13 protein-coding genes are annotated in these 14,421 nt (G+C 64.7%); 12 read left to right on the forward strand and 1 reads right to left on the reverse strand.

The window, feature by feature from the left end:
• Positions 1-15: 15 nt before the first annotated feature.
• From BACI9J_RS23765 to BACI9J_RS23785, 5 genes are read left to right on the forward strand one after another with little or no spacing between them, the layout of a single operon-like run.
• Positions 16-1,158, forward strand: a complete 1,143-nt coding sequence (locus BACI9J_RS23765; protein WP_159736762.1) for a glycoside hydrolase family 88 protein — start codon at positions 16-18, stop codon at positions 1,156-1,158.
• Between the two features lie 5 nt (positions 1,159-1,163).
• Positions 1,164-2,507 (forward strand): MFS transporter, encoded by a 1,344-nt coding sequence (locus BACI9J_RS23770; RefSeq protein WP_201296738.1) that lies wholly within the window; start codon positions 1,164-1,166, stop codon positions 2,505-2,507.
• Positions 2,508-2,532: 25 nt separating this feature from the next.
• Positions 2,533-3,411 carry an HAD family hydrolase gene (locus BACI9J_RS23775; RefSeq protein ID WP_159736763.1) on the forward strand — a complete coding sequence of 293 codons (879 nt, stop codon included), beginning with the start codon at positions 2,533-2,535 and terminating at the stop codon, positions 3,409-3,411.
• Entirely contained in the window at positions 3,408-4,073 is a 666-nt protein-coding gene (locus tag BACI9J_RS23780; RefSeq protein WP_201296739.1) for a bifunctional 4-hydroxy-2-oxoglutarate aldolase/2-dehydro-3-deoxy-phosphogluconate aldolase, read from the forward strand. The genes BACI9J_RS23775 and BACI9J_RS23780 overlap by 4 nt, the downstream gene beginning before the upstream one ends.
• Entirely contained in the window at positions 4,070-5,017 is a 948-nt protein-coding gene (locus BACI9J_RS23785) for a sugar kinase (protein ID WP_159736764.1), read from the forward strand. Before BACI9J_RS23780 ends, BACI9J_RS23785 begins: the two co-directional genes overlap by 4 nt.
• A 4-nt stretch (positions 5,018-5,021) precedes the next feature.
• Here the strand turns inward: BACI9J_RS23785 and BACI9J_RS23790 are convergent, their stop codons facing one another.
• Positions 5,022-5,831, reverse strand: a complete 810-nt coding sequence (locus tag BACI9J_RS23790; RefSeq protein ID WP_159736765.1) for an IclR family transcriptional regulator — start codon at positions 5,829-5,831, stop codon at positions 5,022-5,024.
• A 174-nt stretch (positions 5,832-6,005) separates the two neighbouring features.
• On the opposite strand from BACI9J_RS23790, the gene BACI9J_RS23795 reads away from it, so the two are divergent.
• From BACI9J_RS23795 to BACI9J_RS23825, 7 genes are all read left to right on the forward strand, one after another.
• Positions 6,006-7,580 (forward strand): acyl CoA:acetate/3-ketoacid CoA transferase, encoded by a 1,575-nt coding sequence (locus tag BACI9J_RS23795; RefSeq protein ID WP_159736766.1) that lies wholly within the window; start codon positions 6,006-6,008, stop codon positions 7,578-7,580.
• A complete protein-coding gene (locus BACI9J_RS23800; RefSeq protein ID WP_159736767.1) occupies positions 7,577-8,356 on the forward strand; it encodes an enoyl-CoA hydratase/isomerase family protein in 780 nt (259 codons plus the stop codon). The genes BACI9J_RS23795 and BACI9J_RS23800 overlap by 4 nt, the downstream gene beginning before the upstream one ends.
• A gap of 20 nt (positions 8,357-8,376) precedes the next feature.
• On the forward strand, positions 8,377-9,516 hold the full coding sequence (locus BACI9J_RS23805; protein WP_159736768.1) for an iron-containing alcohol dehydrogenase family protein: 1,140 nt from the start codon (positions 8,377-8,379) through the stop codon (positions 9,514-9,516).
• A 22-nt stretch (positions 9,517-9,538) separates the two neighbouring features.
• Positions 9,539-11,080 carry an aldehyde dehydrogenase family protein gene (locus BACI9J_RS23810; protein WP_159736769.1) on the forward strand — a complete coding sequence of 514 codons (1,542 nt, stop codon included), beginning with the start codon at positions 9,539-9,541 and terminating at the stop codon, positions 11,078-11,080.
• Between the two features lie 90 nt (positions 11,081-11,170).
• Positions 11,171-11,926 carry an HAD hydrolase-like protein gene (locus tag BACI9J_RS23815; RefSeq protein WP_159736770.1) on the forward strand — a complete coding sequence of 252 codons (756 nt, stop codon included), beginning with the start codon at positions 11,171-11,173 and terminating at the stop codon, positions 11,924-11,926.
• A 243-nt stretch (positions 11,927-12,169) separates the two neighbouring features.
• Positions 12,170-13,225, forward strand: a complete 1,056-nt coding sequence (locus tag BACI9J_RS23820) for a Gfo/Idh/MocA family protein (protein ID WP_159736771.1) — start codon at positions 12,170-12,172, stop codon at positions 13,223-13,225.
• The gene (locus BACI9J_RS23825; RefSeq protein ID WP_159736772.1) at positions 13,222-14,391 is read left to right on the forward strand and encodes a Gfo/Idh/MocA family protein; all 1,170 of its coding nucleotides are present in this window, start codon (positions 13,222-13,224) and stop codon (positions 14,389-14,391) included. Before BACI9J_RS23820 ends, BACI9J_RS23825 begins: the two co-directional genes overlap by 4 nt.
• Positions 14,392-14,421: the final 30 nt, after the last annotated feature.

The raw sequence follows: 14,421 nt of genomic DNA on the forward strand, positions 1-14,421 counted from the left end.
AAAGGCACTTCACCCATGAGCACCCCGACGCAGGCGACAAAGCCAAGTCTCGACCTTGACGCCACCTTCGCCACGGCGCAGGAACAGGTCAAGAACCTCATCACCAACCACCCCGGCAAGATCCCGGTCTACACCGAGAATGGACAGTGGCACTTCGACGACGATGCCTGGGCCCCGGGGTGGACCTCTGGATTCCTGACCGGCCTGATTTGGATCTTCGCCGAACGGACCGGGGATCCCTGGTGGCGGGAACAGGCTGAAAAGTACAGCCTTCTGGTTGAACCCAGGAAACACGACGACGGCACCCATGACGTGGGGTTCCTCATGACTCCCAGCTGGGGACGATGGCACGAACTCGCCCCGTCGGAAAAGACCAAGGACGTGCTGGTCACCGCCGGCCGGACTCTGGCCAAGAGCTACAACCCGGCCGGAAAGTACCTGAAGACCTGGGTCGATGACGGCAGTTCCTTCATTGACATCATGATGAACGTCGGCATCATCTTCCAGGCCGGCGCCCTCTCCGGCGACGAAATCCTGACCAGCATCGCAGCCGAGCACTCCCTGACCTCGCGCCGCTATCTGGTGCGCGGCGACTCAAGCACCATCCATGAGGGATGGTTCAACCCCAAAACCGGCGAATTCCTGCGGGCCGAAACCCACCAGGGCTATCGTGCCGACTCCTGCTGGGTCCGCGGACTAACCTGGGCGATCTACGGCTTCGGCACCGCTTACGAGTGGACCGGAGACACCAGGTTCCTGGACACCGCACGCCACTGCGCGGACTACTACATCGAACGCACCGGCGACCGGATCATCCCGCCGAACGACTTCGATGACCCGCATCCGGAACTGCAGTTCGAAGCCTCCGCGGCCAGCATCGCCTCCTCGGCCCTGCTGCAGCTCGCGGAGCTCCTGCACGCCCACGGTCAGGGCATCGACGCTGAACCCTACGAGAACTACGCACGCCGCACCCTGGCCCGGCTGAGCACCCCGGAGTTCCTCGGCCGCGCCGAGGAAGGCTGGGAAGGCGTCATCAAGCAAGCCACCTACCACCGCGGCAACAATTTGGGCGTCAACGAAAGCGTCATGTGGGGCGACTATTACTTCGTTGAGGCCCTGCACAAACTCTCAAAACTCACCAACGAAACCAACAGGTAAACCCGGTGAGTTCCAACCTCCCCACCACGGCCACCGACGTCGATAGCAGCCCCCGGGTCACCCCCACCGATCGGCGCCGCGCCGCTTGGGCCGGGTTCGTGGGCACCATGCTCGAGAACTTCGACATGGTCGTCTACAGCATCGGCTCTGCGGTCATCTTCAACACGCTGTTCTTCCCCAACTTCGACCCGGCCATCGGCTTTATCGCCAGCTTCGCGACCTATGCCGTCGGTTTCGGCGCCCGGCCCCTGGGCGGACTGTTCTTCTCCCGCTACGGTGACCGGCTGGGCCGCAAGTTCGTCATGGTGGCCACGTTGAGCCTCATGGGCACCGCGACCTTCGCGATCGGCCTGCTGCCCACCTACGGGCAGGCCGGGGTCCTCGCCCCGGTGCTGCTGGTCCTCTGCCGCTTCGTCCAGGGCTTCGGGGCCGGCGCCGAAATGGCCAGCGGTGTGGTGCTGCTGACAGAATATGCCCGCAAGGGACGGCGCGGGGCCATGGTGTCACTGGTGTGGGTCGGCGCGGCCGTTGGTTCCGTTGCCGGGGCACTGGTGTGGCTGCTGGTGCAGTTGCTTCCCAAAGCCGAGCTCGAAGGCTACGGCTGGCGTCTGGTGTTCCTCTCCAGCATCGCCGTCACCATCGCCGCGTACGTCATCCGCCGGCGGATGAAGGAGTCCCCGGTCTTCCGAGAGCTCAAAGCCGAACGCCTGGAAGCGTCCTCACCAGTCCGGGACGTCCTGAAAAACGGCCGCAAACCCCTGACCCGGGTCTTCTTCATTAACGTCGGAGGCCACGCGCACTCCTACATCTACCAGGTCTTCATCGGCGCCTACCTCATCTCCACCGTCCACATGCCCACAACATTGGTGCCCCAAATGCTGCTCCTGGGCGGGATCGTCGCCATCCCCGCGGCCTACCTGGCCGGCCGGGCCTCGGATAAGTGGGGCCGCAAACCGGTGAACCTGGCCATCTTGAGCGTGCTGTTCCTGTTCTCCTTCCCGGCGTTCTGGCTGGCCGGCACGGGCAACGTGTGGCTGATCGGGGCCGTGTACGTCGTCGGATTCGCGTTCGCCGTCGAAGGCGCCATCGCTGCCCAGTCCGCCATGTTCGCCGAACTGTTCGGCGCCCGCTACCGCTACGCCGGTGTGGCCCTGGCCCGGGAATTCTCTGCGATCTTCGGCGGCGGCATCGCCCCCATGATCTGCTCCGCGCTGCTGGCATGGGCCACCGGATCCTACTGGCCGGTCGCCGTGTACATGATGATCGTCGTCACCGTATCCATCATCCAGTCGCTGCGCACACCCGAAACGGCGGACCGGGACCTGACCTCGGTCCAAGACGCGGACTAGAACACCCACCACCTGAAGGAGAGCCATGGACAAGACGCTGCACACCGGATCGAAAGGCCCTTTCCTCCCGGGATCCGACCACCCGAAACTGCGTGCTGCCGCGATCGACGTCGATGGCACCTTGCTGGACTCCGGCCATCAGCTGTCCGGGGAAACCATTGCCGCAGTGACGAAGGCCCGACAAGCGGGCTTGCAGATCATCCTCGCCTCCTCCCGGGCACCACGGGCGATGTGGCCGATCCTGGCCGCGACGACCCTGACCGAACCGGCCACGTTCGTTGCCTCCCAAGGCGCGCTCGTGGGCCAGTACTCGGAGGCGGGGACGCTCAGACGTCTGCGCCAGCACCTCATACCGCTGGACGACGCCCACCACATCCTCCGACTGGCTTTGTCCCTGGGGCTGCCAACCAACTGGTTCAGCGGCGAAAAATGGCTTGTCTCCGAAATCGACGGCCATATCCGCCGGGAAGCGGACATCGTCGGGTTCAGTCCCTTCCTGGCCTCACTGGCCTCCGAAACGGAAGGCCCGGACAAGCTGATGTTCATGACCGGTCCGCAGGAGACGGACAAACTCGAACAACTCGCGGCCATGCTGCCCATCACCGTTCAGGCCCAAATATCGAACCCGACCTACCTGGAAATCACCCGGGCAGGTGTCGATAAAGCAGCAGCCATACATACCATCTGCCACGGTATGGGACTCCGCGCCGAAGAAGTCGTCGCGTTCGGGGACGGCCCCAACGATCTGGGCCTCTTCGCTTACGCCGGGCTCAGCATCGCTCCCGCCAACGCCCGGGTCCAGGTCCTGGAAGCTGCGACCTTCCACACCGCCAGCAACGATGACCACGGCGTTGCCCAGGCCCTCATGGCCATTCTGGAACACAACGAAAGAACAACCTCATGAAAACGCTCCTCGCAGAACACCGCCTCCGCCCCTCAGCGGCACTCCTGGACTGCCCCGTCATCGCCGTGCTGCGGGCCTGTCACGCCCGGGACTACGTCCCTGTCGTTGCCGCCCTGGGTGAAGCGGGCATCCGTTCCATTGAACTGACCCTGAGCACGCCCGGAACCCTGGAAACTTTCGAGGCACTGCGGGCAGTGACCGACGATGCCGTCGAAATCGGCGTCGGAACGGTCACTTCCACCGTCCAAACCATCGCCGCTATCGAGGCCGGAGCCGACTTCCTGGTCACCCCCGTCACCGATACAGCCATCGTTGAAGCAGCCGTCGCGGCCAAGATCCCGGTCTACCCCGGCGGCCTGACCCCCACCGAGCTGCACGCCGGATGGGCAGCCGGGGCGACAGCGGTGAAAGTCTTCCCGGCAGCAACGGTCGGCCCGGGCTACATCAGCCAGCTTCAAGGACCCTTCCCGGGCATTCAGGTCGTTCCGTCCGGGGGCATTGGCATCGATGACATCGGCTCCTGGATGAAAGCCGGCGCGGTAGCGGTCAGCCTTGGCGGGCCACTGATCGGCGACGCCTTTAAAGGCGGCAGCCTCGCCGCACTTAAGGATCGCGCCCGCACAGCGGTACAGGCCGCACTGGAAAACCAGGTGAAGCCATGAGCGGCCGTGTCGTGACCTTCGGTGAAGTGATGGCCCTGGTCCGCAGCACCAATCCCGGCATGATTGCCCTGACCCGCGACGCGCAACTGGGCATCGGCGGCGCAGAAGGCAACTTCGCTGTCGCCCTGAAAAGGCTCGGCACCGACGTGAGCTGGATCGGGCGCGTCGGACAGGACAGCTTCGGGCAGATGGTCACCCGCGAATTGAGGGCAGAGGGAATCGACGTCCACGCGATCGTTGACACCGAAGCGCCCACCGGAATGATGGTCAAGGAAAGCCGGACACCGAAAAACACCAGGGTCTCCTACTACCGCCGTGGCTCGGCCGGGTCCCGGCTGAGTGCCGAAGACCTGCCCGCCGGCAGCTTCCAGGGCGCTGCGTTGCTGCACGTCACGGGGATCACCCCGGCTCTGTCGGCCTCGGCCCGGGCCGCGACCCTGTACGCGGTCGAAAGCGCACGCGCGGCCGGGTTGACGGTGTCCTTGGACCTGAACTTCCGTTCCCAGCTGTGGTCCGGTCAGGACGCAGCGCACTTCTACCGCAGGATCCTGCCATTGGTGGACATCGTTTTCGCTGGCGACGACGAAGCAGCCCTGATCGTCGGCACCAACCCGGGCCCCACAGCACTGGCCTCGGCCTTGGCGGATCTGGGACCCACCGAAGTAGTCATCAAGCTCGGGGACCAGGGCTGCTATGCCCTGGTCGATGGGGTCGGGCACCTGCAGGACGCCATCCCCGTCTCCGTGGTCGACACCGTCGGCGCGGGCGATGGCTTCGTCGCCGGCTACATCGCCGAGTACCTGCGGGGTGAGCCGGTTCGGAAACGGCTGCTCACGGCCGTGACGGTGGGTGCGTTCGCGTGCATGGTTCCCGGTGACTGGGAAGGGATGCCGTTCAGGTCCGAACTGGACCTGCTCGGGGCGAAGGAACCTGTCAGCCGCTAGCCGATCATTGCTCCGCCGGAGCGCCCAGTGCCCGGGATACCCGGGCGGCGGCGGCGAGCAACAGATCCACCAGGCCCGGCCCGGTAGCGTGGTTTACGCGCTGGGCCGGGCCTGCGACGGCCATGGCCGCACATACGTTCCCGGTGTAGTCCCGCACGGGCACCGCGACCGAACACAACCCCAGCTCCTCTTCTTCCCAGCATGTGGAATACCCGTTCAGACGCACCGCCGCCAACGCCTGCGCCAGCTCCCGTGGGTCAATCAACGTCGCCTGCGTCCGCGGCACCAAGGGCTGGCCCAGGAAATCTGAAATGAACTGCTCCGGCTGATAGGCCAGCAGCACCTTGCCCGATGCGTTGGTGTGCAAAGGGGATCGCCGGCCCATGTTGGCCACCATCGCAAACGATTCAACCGCCTGCCCGCGATCCAGGTACAGCACCGAATCGCCGTCCAGAATGGACAACAGCACCGCTTCCCCGGTCAGCTCCGCCAAATCATCGAGGTGAACGCGGGCCACCCGGGTCAGGTCCACCGACCGGATGACCGAGCTGCCCAGCTCGTACAAACCCCAATCCAGCTGATACGCGGCCTCAGCAGTCTTGCTGACAAACCCTTCCAGCTCCAGGGTCCTGAGCATGTGGAACGTCGAGGGCTTGCTCAGCCCCACCGCGGCGGCCAGCTCACCCAAGGTCATTGCCCGGCTCTGCGCCGCGAGGGTCTTCAGCAGACCAATGGCCCGCGAGACGGACTGGACCACGCGAGGACCCTCCGCCGCCTCGGCAGCAGGAGTGGTTTCTGTTTTCGGTATCGACATGGCTCGGCCCTTCCTATCCCTGATCCGATACTACACAGGCTCATTTGGTAATGGCTAACATTATTTCGCTGTGGCTATTGATGGTGGAGTTCGGTGCTCATACATTGGTTAGGTCAGGCGGTGAACAGTGTCACGTCACCCCACCAAGCACCAAGTTGAACGGAACATGGATCAATGAAATTCTGCAGCGCAGCAGAGGCAGCGGAACTAATACCTGATGGTGCCACAGTTATGGTGGACGGTTCCGGTGGCGGGGTCAACGAGCCCACCGCGATCCTGGCGGCCATCGAGGCCCGGTTCCTGGATCAGGGAGCACCCCGAAACCTGTCCGTCTATCACGTCTCGGGAATGGGATCGGGCAATGGTGACGGCATCGACCGTTTCGCCCATCCCGGCATGACCACCCGCGTCATCGGCGGTCACTGGGCTTGGTCACGGCGCATGCAGGAGATGGCCGCCGACAACCTCATCCAGGCCTACTGCCTGCCGCAGGGCACCTTGTCTCATCTGCTGCGTGAAGCGGCCGGGCACCGGCCGGGCGTGATCAGCCGCGTTGGGATCAACACTTTCGTGGACCCCCGGATCTCCGGTGGCAGGCTCAATGCCGCTGCCCTGGATCCGGTCAACGAAATCATCACTCTCGCCGGGCAGGAATGGATCTTCACCCCCGTTGTACCCATCGATGTGGCCATCATCCGTGGAACCACCGCTGATGAACACGGGAACATCACGATGGAAGGCGAAGGACTGCTCGCGGAGATCCTGTCCGCCGCCCAGGCGGCAAAGAACAACGGCGGCATCGTCATCGCCCAGGTCCGCGACCAGGTCCCGTTCGGGCAGATCACCCCGCAATCGGTGCAGGTTCCCGGCGTCCTGATCGACGCGGTCGTCGTCGACCCGACGCAGCGGCTCTCGCACGCAACCGGCGAAGACCCCTACCTCGAGGGCCGGGAACGACTGGAGAACATCACCATCGACCCGATGGCGTTGGGCGTGCGCAAGGTCATCGCCCGCCGAGCGGCCGCCGAGCTGCACTCCGGTGACGTCGTCAACCTTGGCTTCGGGATGCCGGACGGTGTCGCTGCGGTCCTGGCCGAGGAAGGCCAGTCCGAAGACGTTGTCTTCACCGTCGAACAAGGCCATGTTGGCGGGGTGCCGGCCGGCGGAACTGATTTCGGTTTGGCCCGCAACGCTGAATCGAGCATCAACGCCGGAGCCCAGTTCGACTGGTACGACGGCGGCGGCATCGACACCGCGGTGCTCAGCTTCGCCGAAGTCGACGCCGCAGGCAATGTCAACGTCAGCCGCTTCGGTCGCCGCGCCCCCGGCATCGGCGGCTTCGTCAACATCTCCCAAGGCACCCACCGAGTGGTCTTCGTCGGAACGTTCATCGCCAAGGGCGACTACGAACTCGATGGAACCGGAACGATCGGCCTGCCGCCGACCGGCAAGCCCAAGTTCGTCAACAAGGTCGAACAAATCAGCTTCTCCGGCATCAACGCCGTCGAAACCGGCCAGGAAGTCTACTTCGTCAGCGAACGCGCCGTCTTCAAGCTCGGTCCCGAGGGGCCGGTCCTGATCGAGATCGCCCCCGGCATCGACCTGGAAAAGGACGTGCTGTCCCAGATGGGCTTCACCCCGGCCATCGCCCCGGACCTGCGCGTTATGGACCCCGCACTGTTCCGGACTGAACCGATGAACCTGGCCCTCCCCGCCCAGGACCCGCAGCTAGTGAAAGCACAGGCATGACTACACTCACCGACACCGTCCTGCTCACCGAACAACACGACGCTGTCCTCATCGCCACCCTGAACCGCCCCGCCAAGGGCAACTCGCTGAGCACCGAGCTGATCGACGCTCTGGGCGCCCTCGCCGCCGAGCTGCGAAGCCCGACCCACGAAGGGACCAAAGCGGTCATCCTCACCGGCGCCGGTCAGAAGGCCTTCAGCGCAGGTGCTGACATTAATACCCTGGTCGGGCTCGACGCGGCCGCGGCAGAGGCACAGATGCTGCACGGCCAAAAGGTCTTCGACGAACTCGAAGACCTCCCCCAGGCCGTCATCGCAGCCATTGACGGGGTGGCCTTCGGGGGCGGACTGGAATTGGCGATGGCCTGCGACCTGCGCGTCGCTTCCCCCACTTCCCGGCTCGGGCAACCCGAGATCACCCTTGCCAACCTTCCCGGCTGGGGCGGCACTCAGCGCCTGCCTCGCCTGATCGGACAAGGCCGGGCCCTGGAAATGATCCTGACCGGCGAGCCGATGTCCGCGAGCCGTGCCCTGGAAATCGGGCTCCTGAACGCCGTCTCGGAAGACCCCCTGGCAGCTGCGCATAACCTTGCCGCCAGAATCACCCGCCACTCCGGCACCGCCGTCAGCGCAGCGAAACAGGCCATCTACGCAGGCGAACGCGAAGGCATCACTGAAGGCCTCCGACGTGAAGCCTTCCTCGTGGGCCAGTGCTGCGAAAGTCCCGAGCAACGCGAAGCCGTCCAAAAATTCCTCAACCGTAAAAAATCCAACTAACCCTGCAAGGAAGCACCGACATGAGCCAGCACTTCTCCTCCCCGCCCCGCCTCATCCTCGGCGAAGGAGCCTTGGAACAACTCAGCAACGAACTGCCGCAGCTAGGCACCAAAGTTCTCATCGTCACCGACCCCGGCATCGTAGCCGCCGGCATCCTCGAGATTGTCACGGGCGTCCTGAACGACAGCGGCCTCGAAATCACCGTCTTCTCCGACGTTGTGGGCAACCCGGACGTTTCCACCGTCGAAGCAGCCGACAAGGCCCGCTCCAACAGCGGCGCCGACATTCTCGTCGCCATCGGCGGCGGCTCCAGCATGGACGTGGCCAAGGCCGTGGCCGTGGTGGCCACCAACGGCGGCACGATCGCCGACTACGAAGGTGTCGACAAGTTCACCAGCACCCCGCTTCCGGTGATCGCTGTTCCCACCACCGTGGGCAGCGGCAGTGAAGTGACCAAGGGCGCGGTCATCACCAACGCGGCCACGCACGTGAAAATGGTGATCGTCTCTGACCTGATGTTCGCCAAGATCGCGCTGCTGGACCGCCGCGTCGTCGCCGGCCTGCCCGGCCGCATCGCCGCGACCACCGGCATGGACGCCCTCACCCACGCCATCGAAGCCTACGTCGCCAAAGGCGCCAACCCGGTTACGGATGCGATCAACATCGGCGCGATCGAACTCATCGGACAGAACCTTGTGGCCGCTTCCAAGGGCGACGAAGACGCCCTGTACCAGATGCTCGTAGCCTCCTCCATGGCCGGCATCGGCTTCCACGACGCCGGACTCGGCGCCGTCCACGCCCTGGCCAACACCCTCGGCGCGCACTTCGGGGTCCACCACGGAACCGCCAACGCACTGTTCCTTCCTTACGTCATGGACTTCAACGTCTCTTCCGCCCCGGCCCGGTTCGCCCGCATCGCCCGCGCCCTAGGCGTGGACACCACCGGAATGGACGACGAGCAGGCATCCCTGGCCGCCGCGGCCGCCGTCCACCAGCTCGCCGCCGACACCGGCGTTCCCCGGAAACTCTCCGAGGTCGGCGTCAGCGAAGATGCGATCGAAACCCTCGCGAAGGATGCCCTCGTGCAGGCCGACCTGCCCGGCAACCCCCGTGAAGCGTCCCTTGAGGATCTCATCGACCTCTACCGCAAAGCCCTCTAAGCAGAAAGGAAGGCTGAACCCAATGACGAACACACTCACCGAGCCCCGCCTCATCGGCCACTTCATCCAAGGCAGCACCGTCCAGGAAACCCAGGACGAACTCCTTGACCGCCGCGCCCCCGGAACCGACGAGGTCGTCAGCCGCGTACTCCGCGGCTCCGGACACGATGTGGACCAGGCCGTCCAAGCCGCCCGGACGGCCTTCGACACCGGCACCTGGCAGCACGCCCCCGGTATGGAACGCTACAAACTCCTGAACCGGGTCGCCGACCTCATCGACCAGAACGCCGCCCGCCTTGCCCAGTTGGACGCCGAAGAATCCGGCAAGCCCATCGTCCTGGCAGAAGGGGACATCGCCGGCGCCGCCGGGCTCTGGCGCTATGCGGCCAGCCTTGCGCTGAACATCCAGGGCAAGTCGTTCACCAGCAACGGCCCGGACTTCACCGGCCTGGTCCTGCGCGAGCCCATCGGCGTCACCGGACTGATCATTCCGTGGAACTTCCCCGCCCTGATCCTGAGCCAGAAGCTGCCGTTCGCCCTGGCCGCCGGTTGCACCGCTGTGGTCAAGCCCTCCGAGTTCACCTCCAGTTCCGCCCTGGAAATCGCCCGCCTCACCGCTGAAGCAGGATTCCCCGAAGGCGTCGTGAACGTCGTCGTCGGCGACGGACCCACCGGCGGCGCGATCTCCGAACACCGCGACGTGGACCTGGTCTCCTTCACCGGTTCCACCGCGACAGGACGCAAAGTCGTCGCCGCCTCGGCAGGTAACATGAAAAAGCTCTCCCTCGAACTCGGCGGCAAGGCAGCAAACATCGTCTTCAACGACGCCGACCTCGAAGACGCCGCCGCCGGTGTCGTTTTCGGCGTGAACTTCAACAACGGCGAATGCTGCGTCTCCCAGCCCCGCCTGCTGGTCCAGGAAGACGTCGCCGATCAATTCATCGCCGAGGTCGCCAAGCGGACCGCCCAGCTGAAGGTCGGCCAACCCCTGGACCGCGCCTCGGACGTCGGTGCGCTCATCCACGCCGGCCACCTGGACCACGTCTCCTCCTTCGTCGAAGGCGCATCACAGCACGGCGGGGAAGTCATCGTCGGCGGCGAACGGCTCACCGGCGGCGAATACGGCAACGGCCAGTTCATCGCCCCGACCATCATCGCCAACGTCACCGCCCAGGCGCCGGCCTTCCAGGACGAAATCTTCGGACCCGTGTTGACCGTGACCAAGTTCAAGACCCAGGCAGAGGCCATCGCACTGGCCAACAGCGTTGAATACGGCCTGGCCAACAGCGTCTGGAGCAAGAACACCGACACGCTGCTGGAGACCGCGAAAGCGCTCCAAAGCGGAACGGTCTACGCCAACACCACCATCGACGGCATCCCGCAGATGCCCTTCGGCGGGTACAAGGCAAGCGGCGTTGGCAGGGAAATGGGCGAAGCGGGCTTTGAGGAGTTCACCGAGCTGAAGTCCGTCAACATCCGCACGGGCAAACGCGCAGGAACCTTCCCCATCCCCGCCAGCCTCGCTGGCGGAGCCTCGGTCCCGCAGATGACTCCGCGCGACTGACCCCACACCGCGGCAGCCGCCTTTCTGGCACTGAGAGGTGGCTGCCGCTATTTGCCCTCGAACCCCATCTGAGCGAACCAAGGAACCGATGTGAACCGTGCCTGGCCTCCGGGAATGACCCCCTTACGCACCACCCGCCGGAGCAACGGCCCTGGAGTCCTGTTCGACCTGGATGGGACCCTCGTGGATCCGGCCGGTGGAATCACGGTCGGCATAGCCCACGCATTGACAGCCGCCGGAATGGACCCGCCCGACGAAGCAACGCTCCGTGCCATGGTCGGCCCGAAACTCGCCGATGCCCTGCTGACCCACACCACAGCACGACCCGAACAAATACCGGGCATCATCGCTTCCTACCGCCAGTGGTATGCCACGACCGGGATGGCCATGGGCGCGGTCTACCCCGGCATCACAGACCTGCTCGATGCCCTCGTCGACGCAGGAATCACGCTCGGCGTGGCCACACAAAAGCCCCGAACCATTGCCCGCACCATCCTTCAAACCCATGGCATCGAGGCCTACTTCGATGTCGTCGCAGGCGCTCCTGACGAAGAGGCCCTCATGCCCGGGGAACAGGGATACACCCCGGGCAAGACCGAAATCATCGCCGAGGCCCTCGCTGCCCTGAAACCCACCACCGCTGTCATGGTGGGCGACCGCGCCCAGGACGTCGAGGGTGCCCATGCGAACGACATCGCCTGTCTCGGCGCTGGCTGGGGCTACGCGAGCCCAGGTGAGCTTACCGAAGCCGGCGCCGCCCTCGTGGTGGCTGACCCGAAGGACGTAACCCCCGGCGTGCTGCTGAGCCTTGCCGCGAACCTGCAGGCAGCCCCACAGCAGCGCTAAGCGCGCCGCAACAGAACCTCCGACGACGCGCCGTGGGTCAGCCAGTCCCCTGACTCACGGCGCACTCTTGGTTGCCCAAAACCTCCGGGATCTGCGGCCGGCTACGCCGGTCACCCGGCCCGAAGACCCAGCCGTCATTTGTTGATGGCTAACGCTATTTGGTGAAAGCTATTGAAAGCATGCCTTGGGATGACTGAAAGTGGTCCACGTCACCCTTCCCCTTCACGAAAGTTTGGCGACCGCATGGACCACACGTCAGTGATCAGATTCGGCATTCTGGGCAACGCCGCCGTTTACCAGAAGGCACTGCGCCCGGCCTTTGAAAGGTCGGCCGTGGCAGTTCTAGCCGCCGTCGGATCCTCCAAAGCATCCGGAGCGGCCCACCCACTCCCCACAGACGGCGTCCCCGCCATCACGGAGTACACCGGCGAGGGCGCCTACCAGGCCGTGATCGATGACCCAAACGTCGACGCCGTCTACATTCCCCTGCCTAACCACCTCCACAAGGAATGGACCCTGAAGGCCGCAGCAGCCGGCAAGCACGTCCTGTGCGAAAAACCTCTCGGCGTCACCGCAGCCGACGCCTACGACATGATCCGGGCCTGCCAGGAAAACGTCGTCCATCTCATGGAGGCCTTCATGTACCGGTACAACCCCCAGCACCACCGGGCACGCCAGATCGCCGCCTCCGGTGAGATCGGCGATCTGCGCCTGGTCCGGGTGGGGTTCTCCGTTCCACTGCCCAGTCCGGAATCCAACGTCCGGTTCCAGGACTACCCCGGGGCCGGGGCCCTGCACGATGTCGGCAGCTACGGGATCAACGTCTGCCGTTGGATGTTCGGCACCGAACCCACCCGGGCGCACGCCCTCACCGCGAACCTGCCAGGTACCGGCGCTGACATCCTGCACACGATCAGCCTCGAATTCCCCGACGGAAAAATGGCAACGATCAGCGGCGGACTGGGACAGGCCTACCGCAGCTTCTACGAACTCGTCGGCACCACCGGCCGCATCGAAGTCGAACGGCCCTTCGCCACACCCCCGTTCGTCGAATCCGACGGCCCACTCAGGCTCAAAGTCGACACCGGAGAGAGCACCCGCGAGGAACTTTTCGACGACGAAAGCCAGTACGACATCCAAATCGAAGCCTTCTGCAGCCTCATCAACGGCCACCCCGAGCAGGCCTACAGCCCGGAGGACTCGCAAAGGAACATGCACGTCCTGGACGCCTGCGCGGCCTCGGCGCAATCAGGCGCCACGGAACTGGTCCACGGCAGCGAAGTCGGCGTCCTCCGATGACCGGCACCGTGAACATCGCCGTGGTCGGGCTCAACTTCGGCGCCTCCTTCGTTCCGAGCTACAAGCACCACCCACAAGTGGGCGAAGTAACCATCTGCGACTTCAACCAGCATCTGGTCTCCCAGGTCGGTGAGCGGTGGGATATCACCAAACGTGCCCATTCACTTCAGGAAGTCCTCGATGACCCGGACATCGATGCCGTTCACCTCCTGACCAACATCACCGGCCATGCAGACCAGGCTGTGGCGGTCCTGGAAGCCGGGAAACACTGCGCCGTCGCGGTGCCCATGGCCCTGACGATGGAGGACGTGGCGAGGATTGTTGCCGCCCAGGAGAAATCCCGAAAGGTCTACATGCTCGCCGAGACCGTCATCTTCACCAGGAATTTCCTCTTCGTCCAGCAGCTCCTGAAAACCGGCCAGATGGGCAACATCCAGTTCATGCGCGGCGCCCACTACCAGGACATGGACGGCTGGCCGTCCTACTGGAAAGGAATGCCGCCGATGTACTACGCAACCCACGCCCTGGCCCCGGCGTTCGCCGCAACCGGGTCCCGCGCCAAACGCGTGGTGTGCTTCGGGTCCGGAAAAATGCGCGAGCAACTCCATGAGCCCTACGGCAACCCCCACCCCATGCAGACAGCCCTGTTCCAAATGGAGGACGGAACCCTCGCCGAGGTCACCCGGACCCTCTTCCACAATCCCCGCGGCTACACCGAAGCATTCACCATCGGAGGGGACAACATCACGTTCGAAACCGGGCAGCTCGATGCCGACCGGCCGGTCATGTGGAGCTACAAAGACGACGGCGTGTTCGACCCGGACATGAAGCTGACGACCTACACCACCATGGGCCGGGAAGTGACCGAGGAACGCATCGACCCGCCCGACCAGCTGCACCTCATCCCCGAACCAATCCACAAGTACACCCGCTCGCACACGCTGACGAGCCTGCGTGACCCCGAGGACGTGTTCGAGTACACCACCATCGGCGGTTTCCACCCCCATCTCGTCCACGAATTCATCAACGCAGCGGCAGGACAGCGCACACCCGAGTTCGACATCTACCGGGCAGCCGACCTCACCGCCGCATGCCTCGCCGCCCACGACTCAGCCATGGCCGACGGCAGCGACACCGTAATCCGCGAATTCCTACCCATCAGCTAGACCCCGCACACACCACTTTCGGCCCCCAAC

The sequence above is a fragment of the Arthrobacter sp. 9V genome (assembly GCF_902506065.1).
Lineage (GTDB): Bacteria > Actinomycetota > Actinomycetes > Actinomycetales > Micrococcaceae > Arthrobacter.